Source organism: Roseobacter fucihabitans (assembly GCF_014337925.2).
In the GTDB taxonomy this organism is placed as follows: Bacteria; Pseudomonadota; Alphaproteobacteria; order Rhodobacterales; family Rhodobacteraceae; genus Roseobacter; species Roseobacter fucihabitans.
On record NZ_CP143423.1, the window covers coordinates 4,383,219 to 4,408,399 of the forward strand.

Sequence of the window (25,181 nt, forward strand, 5' to 3'; positions counted from 1 at the left end):
TGTTCTGAACCCCGATATCTAGCCCAGCAGGCAACCATCCTCAAGCAGACAGCATTTGTGGCTTTTACCTCGTCGCGCGCGTTTGTAAGGTCATGCGAAACCGCCGGGGGGCATCGCATGACCGTTACGCCGATGATGGCGCAATATCTCGAATTGAAGGCCGATTATGCGGATGCTTTGCTGTTCTACCGCATGGGAGATTTTTATGAGATGTTCTTTGAGGATGCCGTTGCAGCCGCCGAGGCGCTCGACATTGCCCTGACTAAACGTGGCAAGCATGATGGCGCCGACATACCGATGTGCGGTGTTCCGGTGCATGCCGCCGAGGGGTATTTGCTGACGCTGATCCGCAAGGGGTTTCGCGTTGCGGTTTGTGAACAGATGGAAAGCCCGGCAGAGGCAAAAAAACGGGGCTCGAAATCGGTCGTGAACCGCGATGTCGTGCGGTTGGTGACGCCGGGGACGCTGACCGAAGAAGCGCTGCTGGAGGCGCGGCGGCACAATTATCTAGCCGCATTCGCTCAGGTTAGAGACACATATGCGCTCGCCTGGGTCGATATATCCACCGGTGCGTTTCATGTAATGCCTCTGACGCGGGTGCGCTTGGGTGCGGAGCTGGCGCGTCTGGCACCCTCTGAGCTGATCGTGAGCGAGACCCAAGAAGCGGAGTTGCGCGACACCGTTGAGGAGTTTGGTATTGCCTTGACCGGCCTGGCGCGATCCGCCTTTGACAGCACGGGGAGTGAAAAACGCCTTTGTGATCTGTTTGAGGTTGAAACGCTGGACTCCTTCGGGGCGTTTGACCGTGCGGAAATTGCCGCCATGGGCGCGGTGTTACAATATCTTGAAATCACGCAGAAAGGTAAATTGCCGCTCCTGCGTGCACCCCAGAGAGAAGCCGAAACCCGCACGGTTCAGATCGACGCAGCCACAAGACGCAACCTTGAATTGACGCAGGCCTTGTCCGGTGGACGGGCCGGGTCGTTATTATCGGTGATCGACAAAACCGTCACAGCCGGGGGCGCGCGTCTTCTGGAACGGCGTCTGTCCAGCCCGTCTCGCATACTCAGCGTCTTGCGCAAGCGGCTGGATGCCGTCGCCTGGGCTAATGATAATGCAGCACAGCGTCATAAAATACGCGACCAACTGCGCAAAGTTCCCGATCTTGATCGCGCGCTCTCGCGTCTGTCTTTGGATCGGGGCGGGCCCCGCGATTTAGCCGCGATCAGAAACGGATTGGCGCAGGCGGAATTGCTGCGCGATGATCTAAGCGAGCCCGCTGTCCCGGACCTCCTGGTGAATGTCATCCACGCCTTGCGCGGTCATTCCGAATTGATCGACCATCTGGAAACGGCGCTGATCGCCGAGCCTCCTCTTTTGGTACGCGATGGCGGCTTCATCGCGCCGGGTGTTGACGATGACCTAGACGAGGCGCGAAAGCTGCGCGACGAAGGTCGCGGTGTTATTGCGAAGATGCAGGCTGAATTCGTCTCTAATACGGGCATTTCGTCTCTGAAGATCAAGCACAATAACGTTTTGGGGTATTTCATCGAAACGCCCAGCACCCATGCGGAAAAAATGTTGTCTGCGCCCTTGTCAGAGACGTTTATTCACCGCCAGACGACGGCCAATCAGGTGCGCTTTACCACGGTCGAACTCTCCGAAATGGAGACCAGGATTCTCAACGCGGGCGGGCGGGCGTTGGAGATCGAAAAGCGGTTGTTTGAAACTCTGCGCAACCACGCTCTCAAACACGCCGCCGATATCGCACAGGCGGCTGGTGGTTTATCAGAACTCGATTTGACGGCAGCCCTTGCCGAGCTCGCAACGACGGAAAACTGGAGCGCGCCAAAAATCGACGATTCCCGCGCTTTTGCCATTGAAGGCGGCAGGCATCCGGTTGTCGAAAATGCGCTGCAACGCAGCTCGGGCGATCCCTTTATTGCCAATGATTGTGATCTGAGTGCCGAGGCAGGGGCTGCGAATATCTGGCTGCTCACCGGTCCGAACATGGCGGGTAAATCGACGTTTCTGAGGCAAAATGCGATCATCGCCCTGCTCGCGCAGATGGGCAGTTTTGTACCCGCAAACTCCGCCCATATCGGCCTGATCAGCCAGCTGTTCAGCCGGGTCGGGGCGTCGGATGATCTCGCGCGGGGTCGTTCGACTTTTATGGTCGAAATGGTCGAAACCGCCGCGATCCTTAACCAAGCGGATGACCGCGCCCTCGTTATTTTGGATGAAATCGGGCGGGGTACGGCGACCTATGACGGGCTGTCGATTGCCTGGGCAACGCTGGAACACCTGCATGACGTCAATCGCAGTCGCGCGCTTTTTGCCACGCATTATCACGAGATGACAGCGCTGGCCGGGAAGCTGCCAGGTGTCGACAATGCGACGGTCACCGTGAAGGAGTGGGAAGGCGAAGTGATCTTCCTGCATGAGGTGAAGCGCGGCGCGGCGGACCGCTCTTATGGGGTACAGGTGGCTCAATTGGCAGGGCTGCCCGCGGCGGTGATTGCCCGCGCGCGTGTCGTGTTGGAAGCCCTTGAGAAAGGCGAACGTGAAGGCGGCGCCACGCAGAAAACACTGATCGACGATTTACCGCTGTTTTCGGCCAGACCGACACCGCAAGCCGCGCCTGCGAAATCGTCGTTGCTTGAAGAGCGGCTATCGGCAATCCACCCGGACGAGCTTACGCCGAAGCAGGCGCTGGAGATGCTCTATGCGCTTAAAGAGGCGGCTAAGAACTGATCGTACCTTAACTTTTAGGCATCGAGGACACGCCGACCTGCGCAGGGCGCAGCAAGCGGTCATGCAGCATGAAACCTTCGGCTGCGACCTGAATGATGTCACCTGCCTTCGTACCAGGCACGGGAGCTTCGAACATCGCCTGATGGTGTTGCGGATCAAAACGATCCCCAACATGGGGCGCAATCACCTCAATACCGTGCTTTTTGAACACGCTCAGAAGCTCGCGCATGGTCAGCTCAATGCCCTCAATCAAGGCGGAATTCGACCCCTTTTGCTCTTCGGTGATGGTCTCCAGCGCGCGTTTCATATTGTCATAGACCGGCAACATGTCGCGCGATAGTTTGGAACCACCGTAATTTTCCGCTTCACGACGGTCGCGATCCGAACGCTTGCGCGCGTTTTCCGCATCCGCCAAAGCCCGCATGAAACGGTCCCGCAATTCATCGCGTTCCGCGCGGACCTGCTCTAACTCCATTTCTTCATCGTCAATCTCTGCCATTTCCTCTGCATAGGCTTCCGCCTCTGCGTCCTCAATGTCGTCCAGAAACTCGTTATTCTTGGGTTCGGCCATTTTTCACCTCTAGCTCCGGTCTGAGATCAGCTTTCCAACCAGCTGCGCCGTGTAATTCACAATCGGCACAATGCGTCCATAATTCAGTCTCGTGGGACCAATGACCCCAACGGCACCAATGATCTTACGATCAGCGTTCATATATGGGGAAACCACCAGAGAGGAACCCGAAAGTGAAAAAAGTTTGTTCTCAGAACCAATAAAAATGCGCACACCTTCGCCACCCTCGGTCAATTCGAGGAATTCGGCGATGTCACGTTTGCGTTCGAGGTCATCAAACAGGCGTCGGATGCGCTCCAAATCCTCGGATTCGCCGTCCTCGGTCAACAGATTCGACCGCCCCCGCACGATCAGCCGCTCGATCTGATCCCCCTCACCTTCCCAAACGGCCAGACCGCTTTGGACCAGCGCCTGAGCGAGCGAATCGATTTCCTGGCGGCGACTGGTGATTTGCGTCTGGATGCTGGTCTGCAATTCGCTCAGGGTCTTGCCCTCGATCAGCGCATTGAGGAAATTCGCCGCCTCCCGCATGGAGCTTGGCGTCTGTCCGGGAGGCGGCGTGAACAGGCGATTTTCGACGTGACCATCGGCAAACACCAACACCACCAAGGCGCGCTCCGGGGATAGCGACACGAATTCGATATGTTTGATCGGCGCCTCACGCTTGGGCGTCAACACCAGCGACGCACCATGGGTCACCCCCGATAACGCCGACCCAACACGGTCCAAAAGGCCGCTTACATCCTGCTCGTTTGATCCAAAGGTCGCGTCGATCTTTTCACGGTCGGTCTCGTCGGGATTGCCGATCTCCAGCAACCCATCGACGAACATGCGCAACCCTTGTTGCGTCGGGATTCGCCCCGCGCTGACGTGGGGGCTGTCCAGCAGCCCGAGGTATTCAAGGTCCTGCATCACGTTACGGATGGTGGCAGCACTGACCTTTTCGCTGAAATCACGCGTTAGGGTGCGCGAACCCACCGGCATGCCATCGGCCAAATACCCCTCGACCACACGGCGAAACACTTCGCGTGAGCGGTCATTCATTTCACCCAGGATATTTGGCACGTCATTCATGGGGGCATCCTACCTGATGACGCATAAAAGCATAAGGGGGGCAGATTTCAATCGGGGTTGCATATCATCACATGGGAAAGGTATCGGAGAGTATATAGAAAAGGATATAATATGCGCCCTTCAAATCGTGCTCTGGATGAAATGCGAACTGTTTCGATTGAAACAGATTTCACGAAACATGCCGAAGGGTGCGCCCTGATCAAGATGGGAGATACGCATGTGCTCTGCACCGCCACCATCGAGGACCGGGTGCCGCCCTTTATCAAAGGGTCCGGTTTGGGGTGGGTTACGGCGGAATACGGGATGCTCCCCCGTGCCACGAACACGCGGATGCGGCGCGAGGCGGCGTCGGGCAAGCAAGGTGGGCGGACGGTTGAAATCCAACGGCTGATCGGGCGCTCCCTGCGCGCCGGCGTGGATCGCGTGGCCCTTGGGGAACGTCAGATTACCGTGGATTGCGATGTGTTGCAGGCCGATGGCGGCACGCGTTGCGCGTCGATCACGGGGGGTTGGATCGCCTTGCGCCTTGCGGTGAACAAATTGATGAAAGCGGGCGATGTCATTAGCGACCCGATGCCCGATCCGGTCGCCGCGATCAGCTGTGGCATCTATGCGGGCCAACCTGTTTTGGATCTCGATTATCCCGAAGATTCCGAAGCGGGCGTGGACGGCAATTTCATCATGACCGGATCGCATCAGTTGATCGAAATTCAGATGAGCGCCGAAGGTTCGGTTTTTTCACGCGATCAGATGAACGCCCTGATGGACCTTGCGGAAAAAGGTGTTTCCGAACTGGCCGCCGCCCAAAAAGCAGCCACCTCATGAGCAGGCGGTTCGACGGCAAGCGGATCCTGATTGCCACGCATAACGCGGGGAAACTTGAGGAAATGGCGCAGCTGTTCGAGCCTTTCGGTGTGACCGTGGTTGGTGCTGCCGAAATGAACCTGGCCGAACCAGAAGAGACCGAAACCACCTTCATCGGCAACGCTCGTATCAAGGCGCAGGCGGCGGTCAAGGCCACCGGCCTGCCCGCGCTGGCAGATGATTCCGGGATTGAGGTCGAGGCACTGGACAATCAGCCCGGTGTTTACACGGCCGATTGGGCCGAAACGCCCGATGGTCGCGATTTCATTATGGCGATGACCAAGACGCACAATCTATTGGAATCGAAGGGGGCACCGCACCCCCGTCGTGCGCGGTTTCGGGCAACATTTGTGCTGGCCTGGCCCGACGGTCATGACGAGGTGTTCGAGGGTAAGGTCAACGGGAGTTTGGTTTGGCCGATGCGCGGTGCGGTCGGGCATGGGTATGATCCGATGTTCCAACCGGATGGCCACGAGATGACCTTTGCCGAGATGGACCCGGCGCAAAAGAACTGCATCAGCCACAGGGCGGATGCCTTTAGCAAACTGATCGCGGGTTGTTTTGGCTGAGGATTGGGAACAAGGCGGCTTCGGGCTTTATCTGCACTGGCCGTTCTGCGAGGCCAAATGCCCCTATTGCGACTTCAACAGCCATGTATCGCGCGCCATTGATCAAACGGCGTGGTGCGACGCTTATCTGAAAGAACTCGACCGCGCCGCCTTTGAAACACCGGGGCGCGTCTTGCAATCGGTCTTTTTTGGCGGCGGCACACCAAGCCTGATGGACCCGGACACGGCTGCATTGGTCATCGAACGGATCAAACGAAACTGGCCCTGTGCCAACGATCTGGAAATCACGCTCGAAGCCAATCCCGGTTCTGTTGAGGCCGGCCGTTTTCGCGCATTTCGCGACGGCGGGGTTAACCGAATTTCGATGGGGATACAGGCGTTGAACGATGCCGACCTCAAACGTCTCGGGCGGCTGCATTCGGTGGAGGAGGCGTTGCAGGCTTTTGAGATTGCCCGCAAAACGTTCGAACGCGTTAGTTTTGATCTGATCTATGCGCGGCAAGGTCAGGGTCTTGAGGCCTGGCAAGCCGAGCTTGAAGGGGCGTTATCCCTGGCAGTCGATCATCTGTCGCTTTACCAGCTGACGATTGAGCAAGGAACGGCATTTGGGGACCGCTATAATGCAGGGCGATTGCGCGACCTGCCGGACGAAGATCTGGGCGCGGATCTCTTTTCCCTGACCCAAGACATATGCGACCGGCACGGATTGCCCGCCTATGAAGTTTCCAATCACGCCCGTGACGGTGCCCAATCGCGGCATAACCTAATTTACTGGCGATACGGGGATTACATCGGAATTGGTCCGGGGGCGCATGGGCGATTGACGTTGAGTGGCCAGAAATACGCAACCGAATGTTATTCAAACCCTAACCGTTGGCTCAGTGCGGCATCGGATGGGGCACCGGAAAAACCCCGCGTTCGATTGTCAGCCACGGATCAGGCAAGTGAATTGCTTTTGATGGGATTGCGCCTTAAGGAAGGTGTGAACATCCAGCGCTATGAAGCACTCGCTGGCCTGCGGCTAGATCCCACCCGCTTAACAGAATTGCGGAACCTGGGAATGATCGACATCCAAAACGGCCATTTAATCGTTTTAGATCAAGGTGTTATATTACTAAATTCGGTTATTGCGAAGCTATTGGATTCTTAGCTTCCACTTAGGACACGGCATAGCTCATCCAGCTCATCCAGTGATTTATAGTGCAGCGTCATTTGGCCAGAATCCTGCCCTGTCTTGTGGTTCAGCACTACTTTCATACCCAAAGCAGCCGATAAATCGCCTTCCAGCGCCTTTGTATCAGCATCTTTAGCATCGCGCGCTTCACGGTTTGGATTTGGTTTCGACCCGCTGGATTCGTCCGCCTGTTCTTTTTTGACCAGCGCCTCAACGGCCCGTACCGACAAACCGCCCTTTACGATCTGCTGTGCGATCCTGAGCGGGTTCTCAGCGGTCACAAGCGCGCGTGCGTGACCGGCGCTCAAACCCCCTTGGCGGACCATCTCCAGAACCTCATCGGGCAAGTTCAGCAGGCGTAATAAATTGGCAATATGACTGCGGCTTTTCCCCAGTGCTTCGGCCATTTTCTCCTGCGTATGACCAAAGCGATCCATCAGTTGGCGATATCCAACCGCCTCTTCTATCGGGTTCAGATCAGCGCGCTGGATGTTTTCGATGATTGCAACTTCCAGCACCTCAACATCGGTGAAGCTTCGAATGACCGCGGGCAACGCATGCAATTTTGCAATTTGGGCGGCACGCCACCGACGTTCGCCCGCAACGATTTCATATCGCCCCTCGTGCAAAGCCCGTAGAATCAGTGGCTGGATGATGCCCTTCTCGCGGATCGACGCTGCAAGGTCTTCCAAATCCGCCTCTGCAAATCGTTTTCGGGGCTGATCGGGATTTGGTGAAATCTGTTCGATAGGTATAAGCTTTTCTGCTGAGGACGGTCCAGCACTCGTCGCGCGCTCCGTCTCTGCAACGTCTGACATCAAAGCCGACAAGCCCCGACCAAGGCCTCGTTTGCGGTCTACTCCACTCACCATCTCATCCCCCTAAGCAACTTTTTGTGTGTTTTTGGTCAGCACTTCCTGTGCCAAAGCGCGATAAGCCACAGCGCCCTTTGATCCCGTGTCATAAGACAGAACCGGCATGGCAAAAGATGGGGCTTCACTAACGCGGACATTTCTTGGAATTCTCGTCGCAAAAACCAAATTTCCAAGATTGTCCCGCGCGTCCTGCTCCACCTGCATCGACAGGTTGTTACGCTGGTCATACATGGTCAGAACAACCCCTTCGATACGCAGATCCCGGTTCCCCGTTTGGCGGACCTCTCGAATGGTCAACATGAGCTGTGAAAGACCTTCCAGTGCGAAAAACTCACTTTGGAGCGGCACAAGGACAGAATGAGACGCGATCATCGCGTTCACCGTCAGCAGATTAAGCGACGGCGGGCAATCGATCAATATGTAGTCGAATTGAAACAAATCCATCGCGGTTTGGCGAAGTGCGTCATGCAAAAGAAAGCTACGCTTTTCGTTTGAAATCAATTCGATATCGGCTGAGCTCAGATCGATCGTCGCAGGTATAATCATAAGCCCAGGTGTTATCGTCGGGAGAATTATTTCCGACAAATCCACATCATCAAGTAACAGGTCATATGTCGTTAATGCGCGGCTCTCAACTTCAATGCCCAGCCCGGTCGACGCGTTGCCCTGCGGATCCAAATCGACAACCAGCACTTTCTGTCCGAATTCAACCAGTGCAGCGGCCAAATTGATCGTGGTTGTCGTCTTGCCAACACCACCTTTTTGATTGGCAATTGAAATGATTTTCGGTCCAATGGGACGTGATAAATCAGACAATCTGGATATCCCTTATCTCAAGTATTGCTGCGTCCGGATTTGTGTTACTCTTATGCGCGATCACATCAAAAGACCATGATTCACGTGCGATGTTGACCTCTGCCTCCCATGTTTTTCCCTTGTGCAGTAGTGCACACCCTCCCCGTTTCATGTGCCGGTCAGCATAACCAAGCAACCCTGTCAAATCCGTCAAAGCACGTGCAGAAAGAATATCACATTCGAGCGGAGCCACTTTCTCGATACGTGCGTTGATAACTGTGGTTTCGAGGCCCAACTCTCGACTGGCGTTGCGCAGGAATGTCGCTTTGCGCGTATCACTTTCGATCATCGTTACATGACGTTCAGGATACGCCTGTTGCGCCAGAATTGCCACAACGATCCCAGGCAATCCGCCTCCACTACCAAGATCTACCCATTTTTCCCAGTGACCAGCATAATCATACACCTGAGCAGAATCCCATATATGTCTGTTGTTGATTTCAGAAACACTAGATTTGGATATTAGATTTATGGTTTGGTTCCACTTTTTAAGAAGACACACATAGAAATCAATTTTATCCAATGTTTCACGTGAAACATCTTCTCCAAGTAAGTTCATGCTGATTTCAGTCGCTTGAATTGCCGCAATTTTATCGAAACCAGCGTTAATGCGGCAGGAGTAACCCCCTCAATCCGCGCCATTTGAGCAATCGTTCGAGGACGAGACGCATTAAGCTTAGTTTTCATTTCGTTTGAGAGGCCATCCATATCGTCATATTCAAAATCACCTGGAATGACTTGGGCTTCGTCTTTATGAACAAGTTCTATCTCTCTTTTCTGGCGATCAAGATAATTTGCGTAAACAGCCTCTTTTTCTAGCTGTTTCTGAGTTTCAATTTCGACCGCTTCCAATGAAGGGTCCATTTTTTGAAGGTCTGAAAATGAGACTCCCGGAAAAGCCAGCAGCTGCATTCCCGTTCGTCTTTCGCCGTCTTCATTAATTTTTAGACCAACACGAGCGGCCTCTTTGGGAGTGAATGTCTGATATTCCAAATTACCACGCGCTTTTTCAAGCTTCTCAATTTTGGATCGATATGACGCTTGCCTTTCTTGGCCCACACACCCCAAATCAATACCAACACCTGTCAAGCGTTGGTCTGCGTTATCTGCACGGAGTGAAAGACGAAACTCTGCCCGAGACGTAAACATCCGATAGGGCTCAGTAACACCGCGAGTCGTCAGATCATCAATCATGACACCAATATAGCTATCCGCCCTCGAAAACTGTATGGAATCCTTGCCTTGCGCTTCCAGCGCGGCATTCAGACCGGCAACAATCCCCTGAGCAGCGGCTTCCTCGTAACCTGTCGTGCCGTTAATCTGACCCGCTAGGTATAAACCCGGAACGCTTGAAGCAGAGAGACTGCTATTTAGGGCGCGGGGATCAACGTAATCATATTCAATTGCATATCCCGGTTGAACAATTTTAACATCTTCTAGCCCCACAATTGAACGAACGTACTCAATTTGGACATTTTCCGGCAATGACGTTGATATTCCATTCGGATAAATTGTGGTCGTAGAAAGGCCTTCCGGTTCCAAAAATATGAGATGGGACTCCTTATCAGCAAAGCGAACTACTTTATCCTCGATTGAGGGGCAATATCTTGGCCCAACCCCTTCTATCCGGCCACCATACATTGACGATTTCGTTAGGTTATTCCTAATAATCTCATGGGTTTGCGCATTTGTATGGGTAATACCGCAAGAAACTTGACGGGCCTGAGTTGCGTTGGTCAGAAAAGAGAAAAACGTCGGCGATTCATCGCCCGGTTGCGCCTCCAACCCTTCCCAATTTATCGTTTCCCCATCTAGCCGTGGGGGCGTTCCGGTTTTTAAACGCCCGAGCGAAAAACCAAAGTCGTCAATTCGTTTCGCGAGCCTGTCACTAGACCTGTCACCCATCCGCCCAGCAGAATAAGACACATCGCCAATATGAATTATACCTCGAAGAAAAGTCCCTGTGGTTAATACAACACTTTTAGCGCGGATGGCACTCCCATCATCAAGAACGACGCCTCTTACACGAGGACCCTCCATCACAAGATCGACAACCTCTCCGACGATAACCTCTAGGTTTTCTTGCCCTTTCGTGGCCTTAATCATCTCGTTCTGGTATATTTGCCGATCTGACTGCGCGCGGGGCCCTTGAACTGCGGGGCCCTTGCGACGATTCAAAAGTCGAAATTGAATCCCAGCCTTATCCGCAATACGACCCATCACACCATCCAATGCGTCGATTTCTCTCACCAGGTGCCCCTTACCAAGACCCCCAATTGCCGGATTACAGGACATCACCCCAATACCATTTTGGCTCATCGTCACCAAAACAGTATCAACACCCATTCTAGCCGCCGCGTGCGCAGCCTCTACGCCCGCATGTCCCCCGCCAACAACCAATACATCAAAATGTTTCACGTGAAACACTCCATTATTTACCCAAGCAAAAACTTGAGAATATTTCGTCCAAGAGATTCTCAACATCCACCCGGCCTACGAGCAGCTCAAGCGCATTTACAGCGCTCCGAAGTTCTGCCGACGCCAGATCGTAATTATCTGGACCTTTCGACAAAATCTCCGACGCACAGATCAACCCTTCGACAGATCGCTGCATCGCCGTTCTATGTCTCTCATGAGTAGCTATACCAGCCACCGAAGCCCTGTCCATCAGAACATTCTGAACTCTCAGAACCAATTCGCTAACACCTTCACCGCTCTTTCCAGAAACACCAGGAATTCCAATTACAGGGTTTTCGTCGATCTTAGGAAGAAGAACGATGTCATCCTCTTCCGGTTCCAACATTGATTTATCACCCTGATTTTGCAGAAAGACCCGTAAATCCGCGGCACGCGCTCGATCAATCGCCCGCGTTACACCGATATTCTCGATCTCGTCCTCTGTGGCCCTCAGACCAGCGGTATCCAGAAACGTAACGGGCAACCCATTCAAATCCATGCGCACCTCTATCACATCCCGTGTTGTTCCCGCTATTTCGGATGTGATCGCTGCTTCCCGGCCCGCGAGTCGGTTCAGAAGTGTTGATTTGCCGGTATTAGGTGCCCCTACCAAAGCCACCTCAAACCCTGTTCGTATCCGTTCCGCTACAAAACTACCTGCAATTTCTTCAGAAATACCAGAAATGACATTGGCCAAAAGACCCTTAACTTCTGGGCTGACATCGACCGGAACATCTTCATCGGTAAAATCAATCGTCGCTTCAAGCAAGGCAGCAGCCCGAATGAGGTCGGCACGCCAGATTTCTATCTTCTCACCCATCACGCCAGACAGTACCCGAACGGCCTGTTTCCGCTGTGATTCCGTTTCTGCTGCAATCAGATCTGCCAGACCTTCAACCTGAACAAGGTCAAGCTTCTCATTCTCTAAGGCACGACGGGTGAACTCTCCCGGCTCCGCCATCCGCAGATCACTGTGCCGTGACAACTCGGCCAGCACGACGCGTACCGCTGCGACACTTCCATGGACATGATATTCAACAACGTCCTCACCGGTGAAACTCCGCGGTGCCTGAAAACAAATCACCAGCGCATGATCAAGCAAACCGCCTTTGTGATCTCTTAAACTGCGGGTGACGGCGTACCGTGGTTCCGGCAAATTTCCACACAGCAAACGCGCGGAATCCCAGGCCTTTGGCCCCGATACACGGACCACGGACACGCCGGCTTTACCTTGTGCTGACGCGAGAGCAAATATCGTATCCATGTATTAAATCACTGTTATATAACAATAAATTATGTATTCATAGAATCGAAGAAGTCCGAATTTGTCTTGGTTTGTTTTAACTTGGAGATCAGGAACTCAATTGCATCGGTCGTGCCCATCGGGTTCAAAATACGGCGCAACACGAATGTTTTCTGCAAATCAACCTTATCGACAAGCAGCTCCTCCTTGCGGGTACCAGATTTGAGAATATCCATCGCCGGGAACACCCGCTTGTCTGCAATTTTCCGATCCAACACGATCTCCGAATTACCCGTTCCTTTGAACTCTTCGAAAATCACCTCGTCCATTCTGCTACCTGTATCAATCAGGGCCGTCGCAATGATCGTCAGCGAACCGCCCTCTTCAATATTACGTGCGGCACCAAAAAAGCGCTTGGGTCGTTGCAGGGCATTTGCGTCAACACCCCCCGTCAAAACCTTACCCGAGGACGGTACAACGGTATTGAAGGCCCGCCCTAAACGCGTGATGGAATCCAGCAAAATCACAACATCCCGCTTGTGTTCCACAAGGCGTTTGGCTTTCTCGATCACCATATCGGAAACGGCGACATGGCGCGTCGCGGGCTCATCAAAGGTCGATGACACAACCTCACCTTTCACGGACCGCTGCATGTCGGTGACCTCTTCGGGCCGCTCATCGATCAGCAGGACGATCAAATAACATTCCGGGTGGTTCTTCTCGATTGAATTCGCAATGTTCTGCAAAAGCACGGTTTTACCGGTGCGTGGCGGGGCCACAATCAGGGAACGTTGTCCTTTACCGATCGGGGCCACCAGATCGATAATCCGCGCCGAGCGGTCTTTGACCGTCGGATCCTCGACTTCCATCGTCATCCGCTCATCTGGATAGAGCGGCGTCAGGTTTTCAAAAGCAACTTTATGGCGCGCCTTCTCTGGCTCCTCAAAATTGATCTTGGTGACATCAATCAGCGCAAAATACCGCTCGCTATCATCCGGTGCCTTAATCACACCTTCGATGGTGTCCCCCGTGCGCAGCGAGTGTTTACGCGCCATCTCTGGTGAGACATAAATATCATCCGGACCTGGCAAATAATTGGCCTCTGGCGACCGCAAGAACCCAAAACCATCCTGCAAGACTTCCAACACACCATCCCCGGAAATCTCCCACCCTTCATCCGCGCGCTCGCGCAGAATCTGGAACATCATCTCACCCTTGCGCATCGTGGAGGCGTTCTCGATCTCCAATTCCTCAGCCATGGACAAAAGATCTTTGGGGCTTTTGCGTTTCAGATCCGCGAGGTTCAATGTCTCAAGCGTTTCTGGAACATTTGATGTGTCGGTTGCGTCTAATGTCATGGGAATACCTGCGATCAACAAGCGCGTTTTGGCTGGTTGATGTATTTGTTTTGAATGTGAGGTCTGCGCCATCCCCGGACGGGGCGGTAATGATCTCTTACGGACCAGACCTCTTGGAGTCAATCATTTCAGAACCGCACCACTACCGACAGAACGATCAGGACCATCAACAAAGTGGGAACCTCATTCATCATTCTAAACTGGCGTCCGGTCAAGTTATTGGAGCCATTCATAAAATCCTTACGCCGCAAACCCAACCAGTGATGAAACAACGTCATTGCGAGCACACCACCGGCTTTTGTCCAGGGCCAGATTTCAGACCAATTAACCACACCTGGCGTAAATATGAGGCAAATCCCAAAGCCCCAGGTCGCTATCATAGCCGGATTCATGATCACGCGGAGAAGTTTAAGTTCCATCGTTTGAAATAACGCGTGGGTTTCTCCGCTTTGGCCGACCTGTTCAACGTGATAAACGTAAAGGCGCGGAAGATAGAACAACCCAGCCATCCAGGCGATGACCGACATGATATGAAATGCTTTGACCCAAGGGTACCCAAGGGCAAGAAGTTCGGTCATCTCATTCTCCCAACAGTCCTTGCCCTCTTATAATAATATAAGAAAAGATAAAGAGATGATGATTAAGTAGGGTTTCAGAATTCTGTGGATTATTGCCTTATGCCTAAACTTGTCCCGATGCGGAGATCTTTGATCACCAGCACCCGAAAATATGTAAAAATATAGAAAAATCATTATATTTCAAATATTTAAATGATGTTATATTTGCATTTTGGTTTATAAATCTGTGGATATCTCCGAACACGCGGGTTTAATCACAGGGCGTGACTTATCTTTGTGCGCATGGGTATGTTTTCTTCAAAAGCCAATGACACACCGCCAGATTTGGCCCCTTGTGAAAAACCGCAGATTTACGCAGAAGAAACTATTAATAAATCCTTAATGCTGTTCACAGGGATATCCACATGCCACACCCCTTGATCCTTGCGTCTGGTTCGGATGTTCGTGCGCAATTGCTGCGCCAGGCCTGCGTATCGTTTACCGCGCAGCCTGCCCGTGTTGACGAAGACATGATCCGCGACGCGATGCTCGCAGAGGCCGCATCCCCGCGTGATATTGCCGACACACTTGCCGAGATGAAGGCCCGAAAGATCAGCGATAAAAACCCCAACGCGCTTGTTCTTGGCTGTGATCAGGTTCTGGATCATAACGGAGACATGATGTCCAAGCCTGAAACCCCCGAGGATGCAGAGGCGCAATTGACCAGCTTGCGAAATGATCGTCACAGCCTGTTGTCCGCTGCCGTGTTGTATGAGGCGGGCAAACCGGTCTGGCGCCACGTTGGACAGGTGCGCTTGCGCATGCGCAATGCCAGTGATGCCTATATCAAAGGGTATGTCGCGCGGAATTGGGAGAGTATTCGCCATTCCGTTGGGGCCTATAAACTCGAAGAAGAAGGCGTACGCTTGTTTACCCGGATTGAGGGGGATTATTTCAATGTGCTGGGGTTGCCGCTCTTGGAACTACTGGCCTATTTAACATTGCGTGGAGATTTGGAACAATGACGCAGAGATTGGCGAAAATCCCTCTGGCTGGTGTCATTGGCGCCCCGATTGCTCATTCAAAATCGCCGCTGCTTCATGGGCATTGGCTTAAAAAATATGGGATCAAGGGGTTTTATATCCCGATGGAAGTTGCCAGCACCGATTTACGTAACGTTCTGACTACCCTTCCCAAGGCCGGTTTTGTCGGTGTAAACGTCACCATTCCGCATAAAGAAGCGGTATTTGAAATCGCGGATGTGATCAGTGACCACGCCAGATTGATCGGGGCGGCAAATACGCTGGTTTTTTCCGAGGATGGCAAAATCCATGCGGATAATACCGATGGCTACGGTTTTCTGGAAAACCTGAAAACTGGCGCACCGAATTGGGATCCCTCGCTTGGACCAGCGGTTGTCTTGGGTGCGGGAGGCGCTGCGCGTGCCGTGATCATGTCCTTGCTCGATGCAGGTGTTCCGCAAATTATGCTGACTAATCGAACACATGCGCGGGCGGAACAGCTCGAGGGGGACTTTGGCAATCGGGTTAAAAGCGTGCCATGGGAGCAAGCCGGTGACGTGCTGGACGCGGCAAACCTGCTCGTGAATACCACCTCCCTCGGTATGGTTGGAAAACCTGAACTCGCCGTATCGCTGGACCGTCTTGAGCCCTCCACCGTGGTGACGGATCTTGTCTACACCCCTTTGCAAACGCTCCTTTTGACTGCGGCTGATCAAAAAGGATGCGTTACCGTCGATGGGCTTGGTATGTTGTTGCATCAAGCGGTCCCCGGGTTTGAACGCTGGTTCGGTCACCGCCCGGTTGTGGATGCCGATACCCGTGCCGCCGTGTTGATATGACGTTCAAACTCGGCCTCACCGGATCGATCGGGATGGGCAAATCCACCACGGCACAGCTTTTTTCAGAGGAAGGCTGCGGTTTGTGGGACGCGGATGCGGCGGTGCACCGGCTCTATGACGTCGGCGGTGCTGCGGTTGGCCCGCTTGGCGGTGTCTTTCCAGCGGTCATTGAAAACCGGCAGGTGTCCCGCGAAAAGTTACGTGCCTTGCTCCGCGAAAACCCGGATGCGCTGAAGAGCATAGAGGTCATCGTCCATCCGCTTGTCGCGCAGGACCGTAACGCGTTTCTCGCCAAAACCACGGCAGACATCGTTGTTTTGGACATCCCGTTATTGTTCGAAACCGGGGGCCACACCGAAATGGATGCCGTCGCCTGCGTGACTATCCCGCCCAAAGAGCAAAAGGCGCGCGTGATGGCGCGCGGGACAATGACGCGCGAAGCGTTTGAGCATATTTTGTCACAGCAAATGCCGATTGAGGAAAAATCCGCCCGATCAGATTTTGTGATTGTCACGGATACGATTGAAAATGCCCGGTCACAGGTTCAAGATATCGTAAGACAGATCAGAGAGAGAATAGGCGATGCGTGAAGTTGTCCTTGATACAGAAACCACCGGGTTTGATCCGCAATCCGGCGACCGGATTGTTGAGATCGGTGCGGTGGAATTGATGGGGCATATGGCGACGGGCAAAACATATCATCAATACATCAACCCTGAACGCGCCATGCCCGAAGAGGCGTTTCAGGTGCATGGGCTGGGTGATGAATTCCTGCGCGACAAGCCCAAGTTTGCCGAAGTGGGTCAGGCGTTTCTGGACTTCATCGGCGATGCGAAACTGATCATCCATAATGCGGCCTTTGATATCAAATTCCTGAACGCGGAATTGAAATGGATGGGCTTGCCACAAATTCCGTGGGAGCAAGCCATCGACACTCTGGAGATGGCGCGCAAACGGTTCCCAGGCTCGCCGGCCTCGCTGGACGCGCTTTGCCGTCGGTTCAACATCGACAATGGCGCGCGCACCCTGCACGGCGCGCTGCTCGATAGTGAAATTCTGGCGGAGGTTTATCTGGAGTTAATCGGCGGTCGTCAGCCCGATTTTGGCCTCTCCACGCGATCAGGTTCCACATCGGGCGCGGACGGCGATGACTGGACCCCGCGTCCCCGCGCAACGCCTTTGAAGCCGCGCATTACTGAAAAAGAGGCCGCCGCCCATGCCGAATTTGTGGCAAAACTGGGCGACGACGCTTTGTGGCTTAAGGGCTGAAGATCAGGCGTCAGCCCTTGGTGCATCTTCGCTCTGGCGACGGGCCAGTTCGTTGCGATAAAGCGCCAGGAAGTCGATGTTTTCCAGATTGAGCGGTGGGAAACCGCCATCGCGGGTCACATCGCTGACCACACGGCGCAGGAACGGGAAGATCATCCGCGGGCATTCGATCAGCAGGAACGGATGCAACTGGTCTTCGGGCACGTTCTCGATGTGGAAAATACCGGCATAGTCAATTTCGAGCACAAAAAGCGTCGTGTCGCCGTCCTTTGCCTTTGAGGTCACGTTTAGCTTAATGGAGGTTTCATATTGATTGTCTGCGCTGCGCTTTTTGGCGTCCAGGTTGACCTGAACCTGAACGTCGGGCGTGACGTCAGCGGGCGCGCCCTTCTGGGCCATGATGTTCTCAAAAGACATATCACGAATGAATTGTCCCAGGACGCGCATTTGTGGTGCTTGTTGTGGTGCTTCGGCTTCGGCCATGAGTGACTCCTAAAGTGTAAAATAAATCGGGCGAGCCTTAACAGCTTGAAATGGGGTTCTCAATGGTCTGACCATTTTGACGGTCCCTTGATTTCATCAACATCCGGTGTGACTTCGGAATATTCGCCATCAATGATATCGCCGTTCTGATTACGCCTTTGACGGGGACCGGTATCGAAGGTCTGCACATTGACGCGCGCCCTGATAGCTTTGAACACCGCCGTGCGAAAAGCCGGTACGAGCAGCAGAAACCCAAAGGCGTCGGTAAAAAAGCCCGGTGTCAGCAAAAGTGCGCCGGAAAAGAGAATCATCGCCCCATGCACCAAAGGCTCAGTGGGATCGCGCAAATCTGAAAACGACGATTTCAATTTATTGATCGCCATAAGCCCCTGATTTCGCACAAGCCAGGTGCCAAGGATTGCGGTAAAAACCACTGTGATCAGCGTCCAGCCCAGACCGATCAGACCGCCGACCTGAATAAACAAGGCGATTTCGATCAGGGGAACCGCAAGAAAAGCGATAAATAGCCACATTTTGATACTTCCTTTCGTCCACGACGCAGTGGACTTGACCACGTGCCACACCTACATAAGAGGTAACAACGTCTGTTTCCATGATTTACCCCATATGAGGTTCCTATGAATTCGTCCCTGATACAGCTTTTGGTGCTGGCCGGCATTGCTGTTTTTCTGATTTTACGTCTGAAAAACGTGCTGGGAACACGGGATGGTTTTGAAGCCCCGCCCGCGAAACTGCCAACCAACACAAATGAACGCAAACATGACTTTGAAGTCATTGAGGGCGGGCCGGATCTGGATATCGTCGATCACGTAGATGAAAACAGCCCCGCGGCGCGCGCACTTGCCGAGATGAAAAGGATTGAGCCTTCGTTCAGCGTCACGGATTTTCTGGGCGGCGCGCGCGGTGCCTATGAAATGATCGTGATGGGGTATGAAAACGGCGAATTGGCTGAAATTCAGCCGTTTTTGGCCGAAGATATTTACGAATCCTTCGTTGACGGAATTGCAGCACGCGAAGATCAGGGCCTTACCGTGGAGGCGAATTTCATCGGCGTACGTGAGCTGAAACTGGTGGATGCAACCTTTGATGAGGACAATCACGAGGCCGAATTGACCATCAGATTTGTGGCCGAGCTGACCTCCGCTGTGCGCAACAGCGAAGGCGAGATCATTGACGGCAGCACAACCGAGTTGAAACGGCAGAAAGACACCTGGAGCTTTGCCCGCGCGATGGGGACAAATGATCCCAACTGGTTGCTCGTTTCCACCGACGCATGAAGCCCGCAGGTGCGGCGGCGTTTTTGGCAGGGCTGGTCATAATGACTGGCTTCGTTGATGCCGAAACGCGTGTCAGCCTTTTGTCCTTTGATGATCTGGAGGGCTGGCAAGCGGACGATCATGCAGCGGCTTTCGAGACGTTTCAAAATACCTGTCTGGACATGGATGATCCCGATTGGCGCGCGGTCTGTGCCTATGCAACCTCCAGGCCCGACCCAAAGGCCTTTTTCGAATTGCTGTTTCGCCCGGTGTTGATCGAGGACGGTGATCCCATGATCTTCACCGGGTATTTCGAACCTGAATTGACGGGCTCGCGGGTTCAAACGGCGCGTTTCAAATATCCCATCTATGCGATGCCACCCGAAGCCAGGGACACGAAACTCTGGTACTCTCGCCGTCAGATCCTTGAGGGTTCCATGATGCAAGACAGAGGTTTGGAAATCGCCTGGGTCGATGATCCGGTTGAGCTGTTTTTTTTGCAAATTCAGGGGTCTGGGCGGGTTAACCTGCCGGACGGCGAAAAACTGCGCGTGGGCTACGCAGGGGCGAATGGTCACGGCTATCGCTCCATCGGGGCCGAATTGGTACGTCGTGGCACTTATGATCCGCATCAGGTCAGCGCCGAAGTCATCAAGAATTGGGTACGGCGCAATCCGGCTGAGGGCCGTGAGTTGCTGTTTCACAACGCCTCTTTTGTCTTTTTCCGGGAGGTCAGCGAAGTGCCCGCGGATAAGGGGCCATTGGGTGCGATGAACCGTTCGGTGACGCCGATGCGCACCATTGCGGTTGATCCGAAACACACGCCTCTGGGCGCGCCGGTCTGGATCGAGAAGGCGGGTCAAAGCCCAATACGTCGTTTGATGATCGCGCAGGATACCGGGTCGGCGATCAAAGGGGCGCAGCGCGCGGATATCTTTTTCGGAACGGGCAAAGAAGCCGGTCGTGCGGCCGGAAAGTTGAAAGATCCGGGGCGCATGGTCGTATTGCTGCCGATACAGCGCGCTTATGCGATGGCACCCGAGGATGGGTTGTGACACGGCGCAAACTGTCAAAGGATGAGGTCGCGCTATGGCGAAGGGTGGCGGAACGCACGGAGGCTTTGGAGCAGCGCAGCAATTTTGATCCCGACGCCTATGCACCCCAACCCAATACGGCGCTCCCGTCCCGGCAAAAAACCGATTTTACCAAGCTGAACGCCGGATTTCCGCCCAAGCCTGAGGCGCGCAGGAATACCATGAACCTTGCGCCCTCCCTCCCCGATCAACTGCGCCAGATGCCGGTCCAGATGGATCGCAAGACTTTCGGCAAGATGAACCGTGGCAAGATCAAACCCGAGGGGCGCATTGATTTACATGGGATGACATTGGATCGCGCGCATACGGCGCTGACAAGCTTTATCCTGCGGGCAAACGGTTCCGGCAAGCGGTTGGTCCTGGTCATCACGGGCAAGGGCAAGAACCGCGATGAAGGCGGGCCGATCCCGGTGCGGTTTGGCGTGCTGCGCCATCAGGTGCCGCAGTGGTTGAATACGCCGCCGCTGGCCTCGGCGGTGATGCAGGTCAGTGAGGCGCATATTAGCCACGGGGGCGGCGGTGCCTATTATGTTTATCTCAGGCGTCGCCGCTAGGCAGGTCGCGTTGAAACCGGAAGATCCCGAGGCCCGCCAGTAGCGCCCCGGCAAAATAGAACATTGCTATTGCGACCATCTGGTCGGGGAAAACGATACCGACATCAATCAATGCGCCGGTGATCCCCGGCCCGATAGCGGAGCCGAAAACCATCAGTGCGGCGGCGGCGGCCTTGATCGCGCCGAGGTGTTTCGTGCCGTAAAATACCGCCCAGAAGGCGGTTGTTGCGGGGCCTTGCATGCCTTGGCCGATACCGAAAATGACAAGCCCGACACCCGCCATGAAAATTGTATCGGCAGAGGCCAGCACGATAAACGACACCCCAAAAGGCACCATCTGAAACGGCACGATCCATTTCACGCCAAACCGGTCGATGGCCCAGCCGGTGAGGAAGGTAAACGCAATGGTTGCCAGCGTGTAGATCGGCATCAACGCGACATAGGACCCAAGGCTCCAGCCTTTCACCTCGGTCAGGTGGACCTGATGAAAAAATAACGCGGTCCCAAAGGCAGCGGGGCCTAAAATGAGCGGAATGAGGCAATAAAACAGCGGATGGTGCAGAAGTTCCCGGCGGGTCCAGTGCTTATTACGCATCCCAAAGCGTTGCGTGCTTTCAGCGAGCGATTGGGGTGTGCGTTCGAGCCGCAACAGAACCTGCATGACCGGAATGGTGGCGAGCACGCAGACAGCCGCCAAAACCCAAAGATATCGCCAGTCAAACACCGTCAGCAGAGCGACGAAGAGGATTGGCAACAGCGCTTGCCCGACAGCGAAGCCCATAGAGGAGATCGAAATCGCCCGCCCCCGTGTGGCTACGAACCATCGCGACATGGCCACCGCACCCAATTGGGACATCATCCCCTGGCCTGTGAGGCGCAGGGCGAAAACGACGAGGATCAGCAAAAAACCGTTCGGCACAAGCGCCATGGTGATGCAGGAAGCCGAGAGCAAAATCATGACGCCCAGCGAGAGGTTTTTGACCCGGAACCTGTCGGTCAATGCGCCCGCCCAGATCATCGTGATCGCGGAAAGCGTCGTGCCGATCGTATAGATGCCGCCCCAGCTGCCATCGGTCAGCGAAAAGGCTGTTTTGATTTCACCCGCAAACAGCGAGATGAAATAGGTTTGCCCGAAGGACGATGTGAAGGTGAGCAAAAACCCGGCCGTCAGGAACAGCCGGTTTTCGACAAGGAAACGAAGATACCCCATCCGTTCGGTTTCGCAGGCAAAATCCGAAATTGGAAGTGTTAAAGCATGTAGCGGCTGATATCCGTAGACTGCGTCAATGCGCCGAGGTTTGCCTGCACGAATGCCGCGTTCACGACAACGGCGTCGCCTTCGCGGTCCGGTGCGTTGAAGGACAACTCCTCGAACACGCGCTCCATCACGGTATAAAGCCTGCGCGCGCCGATGTTTTCGACCGACTGGTTGACGTCTGCGGCGATCTTGGCCAGGGCGGCGATACCATCCTCTTCAAAGCTGACAGTGACTTTTTCAGTGCCCATCAGAGCGGTGTATTGCAGGGTCAGCGCGTTATCGGTTTCCGTCAGAATGCGTACGAAATCCTCCTCCGTGAGGGCGCGCAATTCAACGCGGATCGGCAGGCGGCCCTGTAATTCAGGCAGTAAATCAGACGGTTTGGCGATATGGAACGCGCCGGAGGCAATGAACAGCACATGATCGGTTTTGACCGGCCCGTGTTTGGTGCTGACGGTGGTGCCCTCGATCAGGGGCAGCAGATCGCGCTGCACGCCTTCGCGGCTGACATCGCCACCGCGCGCGTCCGAGCGTGCACAAACCTTGTCGATTTCATCTAGAAAAACGATACCGTTTTGCTCCACGGCCTCAATGGCGGCGCGGGTGACGGTTTCATCATCGAGCAATTTATCGGCCTCTTCCGAGATCAGCACGTCATAGCTTTCGGACACTTTTAACCGTTTGCGCGTGGTGCGCCCGCCCAGTGCTTTCCCGAACAGATCGCCGATGTTCATCATACCCATGCCACCTTGCTGACCGGGAATATCCATCATCGGGAATGGGTTAGAGGTATCGGCCACCTCAAGGTCGATCATCTCGTTGTCCAGCTCGCCCGATTTGAGCTTTTTGCGGAACATTTCGCGTGTGCCTTCGCGGGCATCCTCCCCGGCGATGGCGTCGATCACGCGTTCTTCCGCGGCGTGGCGGGCACCTGCTTTGACGTCCTCGCGCATGTGGTCGCGGGTCATGGCAATGGCGTTATCGACCAGATCGCGGATGATCTGTTCCACGTCACGGCCAACGTAACCGACTTCGGTGAATTTGGTGGCTTCGACCTTGAGAAACGGCGCGCGCGCCAGTTTGGCCAGACGGCGGCTGATTTCGGTTTTGCCGACGCCGGTGGGCCCGATCATCAGGATATTTTTGGGATAGACCTCGTCGCGCAGATCATCGCCCAATTGCTTGCGCCGCCAACGGTTGCGCAGGGCGACGGCGACCGCCCGTTTGGCGTCCTTTTGGCCGATGATGAACCGGTCGAGTTCTGAAACGATTTCGCGGGGGGTCAGGTCGGTCATGAAGAAGCCTTTGCAACATGGGAGGGCGGCAATTTTTGGAGCGGGATGAAGCCGGGCAGCAGCGCCAGGAGACGCGCGCGGATATTTTCCCAGCGCGCACCCAGAAAGAGGAGCACGATCCCGAGGAAAAAGACCGTGAACACCGCCCCATCCCCGTCAAAAATGGTAGCGGTCAGGATCACGGTGTAGCCGATGGCTGCGATCAGGAAAGACCGGCGGTCAATGATGATCGCAACCAGCGCGAAGAGCGTCAGGACCGCGACCAGCAGCGAGTTGGACCAGCCAGCGTCATTGTCGAGTAGGGACAGCGCGATGGTATTCACCAGGGCGGGCGCGGCGACGACGTGCAGCCAGAAGCCATTGGCGGAACGTCGGGTAACGCGGTGCGGGTCGGACATATCGAACATCATGGCGATGGCGAACACCACGAGCCCCAGCGCAAGTGTGATGAAGGCAAAGGGGCCGCCCGCGGAAAGCAGGAAGAGTTCCTCAGTTGAGCCGGGTGATCCGCTGCTGTTGCCCGCGATCAGGATGGCCACGCCGAAGGCCGCCAGCGCGATCAAAGCCAGCGCGAAGGGGACACGGAACCGGAGCCAGTAGGCAAAAAGCGCCAGTGTTGCGAGGATAAAGGGCAGGGGCAGGCTGCTGTTATCGCCCTGTGCGACCATGAAAAGTTCGGAGAAGGCCCCGGCGAACCCGTAAGCTGCATTGATCGCGAACATGATCGACAGCGCGATGGCGGGCGCGACCATACGGCGGCGGCGGATGAAATATTCCGACATCCCCCAGAGAGAGGCGGCGGCAAAGAGGCTGGAGAATATGAGCGTGTTTTTGAGGCTTAGCGGATCATTGGTCACGACAAACGTCACAACACCAACCCATCCAACGGCCAGAATGAGCATGCCGACGACGATGAAAATCTCGTTGAAGCCTTTGAATAATTCAAACGGTTCGTCGCCCGGCGCAAGGTTTTCACGCGCACCGCTGCGGCTGTGGGCAAGGCTCATCAGCGCGGCAGCCTGCGCTTCCGTCACGATCCCGGCGCTGACGGAGGCCCGAAGATCGTCCTGACTAATCATGCGGTGATTTTCTCCACCGTCAGATTGCCGTTTGTATAAACACAGATGTCTGCCGCAATCGCCATGGCATCACGCGCCACCTCTTCGGCGGATCGTTCGCTGTCCATCATGCCGCGTGCAGCGGCCAACGCATAATTGCCACCCGACCCGATGGCGGTGACGTCATGCTCGGGCTCCAGCACGTCGCCCGCCCCGGTGATCACGAAAATATCCTTCCCGTCCGACACGATCAGCATCGCTTCGAGCTTCTGGAGGTATTTATCCGTACGCCAGTCCTTGGCCAGTTCGACACTCGCGCGCGCCAATTGTCCCGGCGTGGCTTCGAGTTTGGTTTCCAGCCGCTCCAGCAGGGTAAAGGCATCGGCTGTGGAGCCTGCAAACCCTGCGACAATGTCAAAACCGCCGGGGCTCAGACGGCGCACTTTGCGCGCGGTGCCCTTGATCACGGTCTGGCCCAATGACACCTGGCCGTCGCCCGCAATCACGACCTCACCGGCTTTTTTGACGCCGATGATCGTCGTGCCGTGCCAGCCGGGGAATTCTGCTCGTGCCATTGGGACCTCCTTCTTGGTGTCATTCTATATGGCGCGCTGGTTTAACGGGTACAAGCCCGGTGCCACAACGGCCCCGCCAAAAACAAAGGGCGCTCCGATGGAACGC

At 54.7% G+C, this 25,181-nt stretch carries 26 protein-coding genes; 11 read left to right on the forward strand and 15 right to left on the reverse strand.

Going from position 1 to position 25,181, the window contains the following annotated elements; genetic code table 11:
* The first annotated feature begins 117 nt into the window (after positions 1–117).
* A complete protein-coding gene (gene mutS / locus ROLI_RS21420; RefSeq protein ID WP_187428464.1) occupies positions 118–2,754 on the forward strand; it encodes a DNA mismatch repair protein MutS in 2,637 nt (878 codons plus the stop codon).
* 7 nt (positions 2,755–2,761) lie between these two features.
* Here mutS and ROLI_RS21425 read toward each other — a convergent pair whose 3' ends face one another.
* A complete protein-coding gene (locus ROLI_RS21425; protein WP_187428465.1) occupies positions 2,762–3,325 on the reverse strand; it encodes a nucleotide exchange factor GrpE in 564 nt (187 codons plus the stop codon).
* Positions 3,326–3,334: 9 nt separating this feature from the next.
* Positions 3,335–4,399 carry a heat-inducible transcriptional repressor HrcA gene (hrcA, locus tag ROLI_RS21430; RefSeq protein ID WP_187428466.1) on the reverse strand — a complete coding sequence of 355 codons (1,065 nt, stop codon included), beginning with the start codon at positions 4,397–4,399 and terminating at the stop codon, positions 3,335–3,337.
* Between the two features lie 111 nt (positions 4,400–4,510).
* Between hrcA and rph the strand changes: the two genes are divergently transcribed.
* The 3 genes from rph to hemW are packed head-to-tail and all read left to right on the forward strand — an operon-like array spanning position 4,511 to position 6,982.
* On the forward strand, positions 4,511–5,224 hold the full coding sequence (gene rph, locus ROLI_RS21435) for a ribonuclease PH (RefSeq protein WP_187428467.1): 714 nt from the start codon (positions 4,511–4,513) through the stop codon (positions 5,222–5,224).
* Positions 5,221–5,832 carry an RdgB/HAM1 family non-canonical purine NTP pyrophosphatase gene (rdgB, locus tag ROLI_RS21440; RefSeq protein WP_187428468.1) on the forward strand — a complete coding sequence of 204 codons (612 nt, stop codon included), beginning with the start codon at positions 5,221–5,223 and terminating at the stop codon, positions 5,830–5,832. The genes rph and rdgB overlap by 4 nt, the downstream gene beginning before the upstream one ends.
* Positions 5,825–6,982, forward strand: a complete 1,158-nt coding sequence (hemW, locus tag ROLI_RS21445) for a radical SAM family heme chaperone HemW (RefSeq protein ID WP_187428469.1) — start codon at positions 5,825–5,827, stop codon at positions 6,980–6,982. Before rdgB ends, hemW begins: the two co-directional genes overlap by 8 nt.
* Here the strand turns inward: hemW and ROLI_RS21450 are convergent.
* The 7 genes from ROLI_RS21450 to hemJ all read right to left on the reverse strand — a co-directional run bounded on the left by ROLI_RS21450 (position 6,979) and on the right by hemJ (position 14,372).
* Entirely contained in the window at positions 6,979–7,878 is a 900-nt protein-coding gene (locus ROLI_RS21450) for a ParB/RepB/Spo0J family partition protein (protein ID WP_187428470.1), read from the reverse strand. The two genes, hemW and ROLI_RS21450, sit on opposite strands and share 4 nt — an antisense overlap.
* 9 nt (positions 7,879–7,887) lie before the next feature.
* A complete protein-coding gene (locus ROLI_RS21455) occupies positions 7,888–8,697 on the reverse strand; it encodes a ParA family protein (protein ID WP_222869363.1) in 810 nt (269 codons plus the stop codon).
* Positions 8,690–9,295 (reverse strand): 16S rRNA (guanine(527)-N(7))-methyltransferase RsmG, encoded by a 606-nt coding sequence (gene rsmG / locus ROLI_RS21460; RefSeq protein WP_187428471.1) that lies wholly within the window; start codon positions 9,293–9,295, stop codon positions 8,690–8,692. The genes ROLI_RS21455 and rsmG overlap by 8 nt, the downstream gene beginning before the upstream one ends.
* Complete coding sequence (mnmG, locus tag ROLI_RS21465) at positions 9,292–11,163, reverse strand: tRNA uridine-5-carboxymethylaminomethyl(34) synthesis enzyme MnmG (protein WP_187428554.1); 1,872 nt, start codon at positions 11,161–11,163, stop codon at positions 9,292–9,294. The genes rsmG and mnmG overlap by 4 nt, the downstream gene beginning before the upstream one ends.
* 4 nt (positions 11,164–11,167) lie before the next feature.
* Entirely contained in the window at positions 11,168–12,457 is a 1,290-nt protein-coding gene (mnmE, locus tag ROLI_RS21470) for a tRNA uridine-5-carboxymethylaminomethyl(34) synthesis GTPase MnmE (protein ID WP_187428472.1), read from the reverse strand.
* A gap of 29 nt (positions 12,458–12,486) precedes the next feature.
* A complete protein-coding gene (gene rho, locus ROLI_RS21475) occupies positions 12,487–13,794 on the reverse strand; it encodes a transcription termination factor Rho (RefSeq protein ID WP_187428473.1) in 1,308 nt (435 codons plus the stop codon).
* Positions 13,795–13,922: 128 nt separating this feature from the next.
* Positions 13,923–14,372 carry a protoporphyrinogen oxidase HemJ gene (gene hemJ / locus ROLI_RS21480; protein WP_187428474.1) on the reverse strand — a complete coding sequence of 150 codons (450 nt, stop codon included), beginning with the start codon at positions 14,370–14,372 and terminating at the stop codon, positions 13,923–13,925.
* Positions 14,373–14,776: 404 nt separating this feature from the next.
* Here hemJ and ROLI_RS21485 point away from each other — a divergent pair, with 404 nt between their 5' ends.
* The 4 genes from ROLI_RS21485 to dnaQ are packed head-to-tail and all read left to right on the forward strand — an operon-like array spanning position 14,777 to position 17,481.
* A complete protein-coding gene (locus ROLI_RS21485) occupies positions 14,777–15,376 on the forward strand; it encodes a nucleoside triphosphate pyrophosphatase (RefSeq protein ID WP_187428475.1) in 600 nt (199 codons plus the stop codon).
* Positions 15,373–16,212 (forward strand): shikimate dehydrogenase, encoded by an 840-nt coding sequence (locus ROLI_RS21490; protein WP_187428476.1) that lies wholly within the window; start codon positions 15,373–15,375, stop codon positions 16,210–16,212. Before ROLI_RS21485 ends, ROLI_RS21490 begins: the two co-directional genes overlap by 4 nt.
* Positions 16,209–16,802, forward strand: coding sequence for a dephospho-CoA kinase (coaE, locus tag ROLI_RS21495; RefSeq protein WP_187428477.1), 594 nt, complete (start codon positions 16,209–16,211; stop codon positions 16,800–16,802). Before ROLI_RS21490 ends, coaE begins: the two co-directional genes overlap by 4 nt.
* Positions 16,795–17,481, forward strand: a complete 687-nt coding sequence (gene dnaQ, locus ROLI_RS21500; RefSeq protein WP_187428478.1) for a DNA polymerase III subunit epsilon — start codon at positions 16,795–16,797, stop codon at positions 17,479–17,481. The genes coaE and dnaQ overlap by 8 nt, the downstream gene beginning before the upstream one ends.
* Positions 17,482–17,484: 3 nt before the next feature.
* Here the strand turns inward: dnaQ and secB are convergent, their stop codons facing one another.
* A complete protein-coding gene (secB, locus tag ROLI_RS21505) occupies positions 17,485–17,964 on the reverse strand; it encodes a protein-export chaperone SecB (RefSeq protein WP_187428479.1) in 480 nt (159 codons plus the stop codon).
* A 59-nt stretch (positions 17,965–18,023) separates the two neighbouring features.
* Positions 18,024–18,497: an FxsA family protein gene (locus tag ROLI_RS21510; RefSeq protein WP_187428480.1), complete on the reverse strand. Its 474-nt coding sequence runs from the start codon at positions 18,495–18,497 to the stop codon at positions 18,024–18,026.
* Between the two features lie 105 nt (positions 18,498–18,602).
* Between ROLI_RS21510 and ROLI_RS21515 the strand changes: the two genes are divergently transcribed.
* From ROLI_RS21515 to ROLI_RS21525, 3 genes are read left to right on the forward strand one after another with little or no spacing between them, the layout of a single operon-like run.
* Positions 18,603–19,262, forward strand: a complete 660-nt coding sequence (locus ROLI_RS21515; RefSeq protein WP_187428481.1) for a Tim44/TimA family putative adaptor protein — start codon at positions 18,603–18,605, stop codon at positions 19,260–19,262.
* Between the two features lie 41 nt (positions 19,263–19,303).
* The gene (locus ROLI_RS21520) at positions 19,304–20,296 is read left to right on the forward strand and encodes a murein transglycosylase A (RefSeq protein WP_262386373.1); all 993 of its coding nucleotides are present in this window, start codon (positions 19,304–19,306) and stop codon (positions 20,294–20,296) included.
* Positions 20,293–20,889 carry a Smr/MutS family protein gene (locus ROLI_RS21525; RefSeq protein WP_187428483.1) on the forward strand — a complete coding sequence of 199 codons (597 nt, stop codon included), beginning with the start codon at positions 20,293–20,295 and terminating at the stop codon, positions 20,887–20,889. The genes ROLI_RS21520 and ROLI_RS21525 overlap by 4 nt, the downstream gene beginning before the upstream one ends.
* Here ROLI_RS21525 and ROLI_RS21530 read toward each other — a convergent pair.
* The 4 genes from ROLI_RS21530 to hslV are packed head-to-tail and all read right to left on the reverse strand — an operon-like array spanning position 20,873 to position 25,075.
* Positions 20,873–22,099 carry an MFS transporter gene (locus tag ROLI_RS21530; RefSeq protein WP_187428484.1) on the reverse strand — a complete coding sequence of 409 codons (1,227 nt, stop codon included), beginning with the start codon at positions 22,097–22,099 and terminating at the stop codon, positions 20,873–20,875. The two genes, ROLI_RS21525 and ROLI_RS21530, sit on opposite strands and share 17 nt — an antisense overlap.
* Before the next feature lie 38 nt (positions 22,100–22,137).
* Positions 22,138–23,442: an ATP-dependent protease ATPase subunit HslU gene (hslU, locus tag ROLI_RS21535; protein ID WP_187428485.1), complete on the reverse strand. Its 1,305-nt coding sequence runs from the start codon at positions 23,440–23,442 to the stop codon at positions 22,138–22,140.
* The gene (locus ROLI_RS21540) at positions 23,439–24,521 is read right to left on the reverse strand and encodes a hypothetical protein (protein ID WP_187428486.1); all 1,083 of its coding nucleotides are present in this window, start codon (positions 24,519–24,521) and stop codon (positions 23,439–23,441) included. The genes hslU and ROLI_RS21540 overlap by 4 nt, the downstream gene beginning before the upstream one ends.
* Positions 24,518–25,075 (reverse strand): ATP-dependent protease subunit HslV, encoded by a 558-nt coding sequence (hslV, locus tag ROLI_RS21545; RefSeq protein WP_187428487.1) that lies wholly within the window; start codon positions 25,073–25,075, stop codon positions 24,518–24,520. Before hslV ends, ROLI_RS21540 begins: the two co-directional genes overlap by 4 nt.
* Between the last annotated feature and the right edge of the window lie 106 nt (positions 25,076–25,181).

Coding starts and splice junctions, on each gene's coding strand:
- mutS (WP_187428464.1), top strand. CDS start 118: ATGACCGTTACGCCGATGATGGCGCAATATCTCGAATTGAAGGCCGAT.
- ROLI_RS21425 (WP_187428465.1), bottom strand. CDS start 3,325: ATGGCCGAACCCAAGAATAACGAGTTTCTGGACGACATTGAGGACGCA.
- hrcA (WP_187428466.1), bottom strand. CDS start 4,399: ATGAATGACGTGCCAAATATCCTGGGTGAAATGAATGACCGCTCACGC.
- rph (WP_187428467.1), top strand. CDS start 4,511: ATGCGCCCTTCAAATCGTGCTCTGGATGAAATGCGAACTGTTTCGATT.
- rdgB (WP_187428468.1), top strand. CDS start 5,221: ATGAGCAGGCGGTTCGACGGCAAGCGGATCCTGATTGCCACGCATAAC.
- ROLI_RS21450 (WP_187428470.1), bottom strand. CDS start 7,878: ATGGTGAGTGGAGTAGACCGCAAACGAGGCCTTGGTCGGGGCTTGTCG.
- rsmG (WP_187428471.1), bottom strand. CDS start 9,295: ATGAACTTACTTGGAGAAGATGTTTCACGTGAAACATTGGATAAAATT.
- mnmE (WP_187428472.1), bottom strand. CDS start 12,457: ATGGATACGATATTTGCTCTCGCGTCAGCACAAGGTAAAGCCGGCGTG.
- rho (WP_187428473.1), bottom strand. CDS start 13,794: ATGACATTAGACGCAACCGACACATCAAATGTTCCAGAAACGCTTGAG.
- hemJ (WP_187428474.1), bottom strand. CDS start 14,372: ATGACCGAACTTCTTGCCCTTGGGTACCCTTGGGTCAAAGCATTTCAT.
- ROLI_RS21485 (WP_187428475.1), top strand. CDS start 14,777: ATGCCACACCCCTTGATCCTTGCGTCTGGTTCGGATGTTCGTGCGCAA.
- ROLI_RS21490 (WP_187428476.1), top strand. CDS start 15,373: ATGACGCAGAGATTGGCGAAAATCCCTCTGGCTGGTGTCATTGGCGCC.
- coaE (WP_187428477.1), top strand. CDS start 16,209: ATGACGTTCAAACTCGGCCTCACCGGATCGATCGGGATGGGCAAATCC.
- dnaQ (WP_187428478.1), top strand. CDS start 16,795: ATGCGTGAAGTTGTCCTTGATACAGAAACCACCGGGTTTGATCCGCAA.
- secB (WP_187428479.1), bottom strand. CDS start 17,964: ATGGCCGAAGCCGAAGCACCACAACAAGCACCACAAATGCGCGTCCTG.
- ROLI_RS21510 (WP_187428480.1), bottom strand. CDS start 18,497: ATGTGGCTATTTATCGCTTTTCTTGCGGTTCCCCTGATCGAAATCGCC.
- ROLI_RS21515 (WP_187428481.1), top strand. CDS start 18,603: ATGAATTCGTCCCTGATACAGCTTTTGGTGCTGGCCGGCATTGCTGTT.
- ROLI_RS21520 (WP_262386373.1), top strand. CDS start 19,304: ATGACTGGCTTCGTTGATGCCGAAACGCGTGTCAGCCTTTTGTCCTTT.
- ROLI_RS21530 (WP_187428484.1), bottom strand. CDS start 22,099: ATGGGGTATCTTCGTTTCCTTGTCGAAAACCGGCTGTTCCTGACGGCC.
- hslU (WP_187428485.1), bottom strand. CDS start 23,442: ATGACCGACCTGACCCCCCGCGAAATCGTTTCAGAACTCGACCGGTTC.
- ROLI_RS21540 (WP_187428486.1), bottom strand. CDS start 24,521: ATGATTAGTCAGGACGATCTTCGGGCCTCCGTCAGCGCCGGGATCGTG.
- hslV (WP_187428487.1), bottom strand. CDS start 25,075: ATGGCACGAGCAGAATTCCCCGGCTGGCACGGCACGACGATCATCGGC.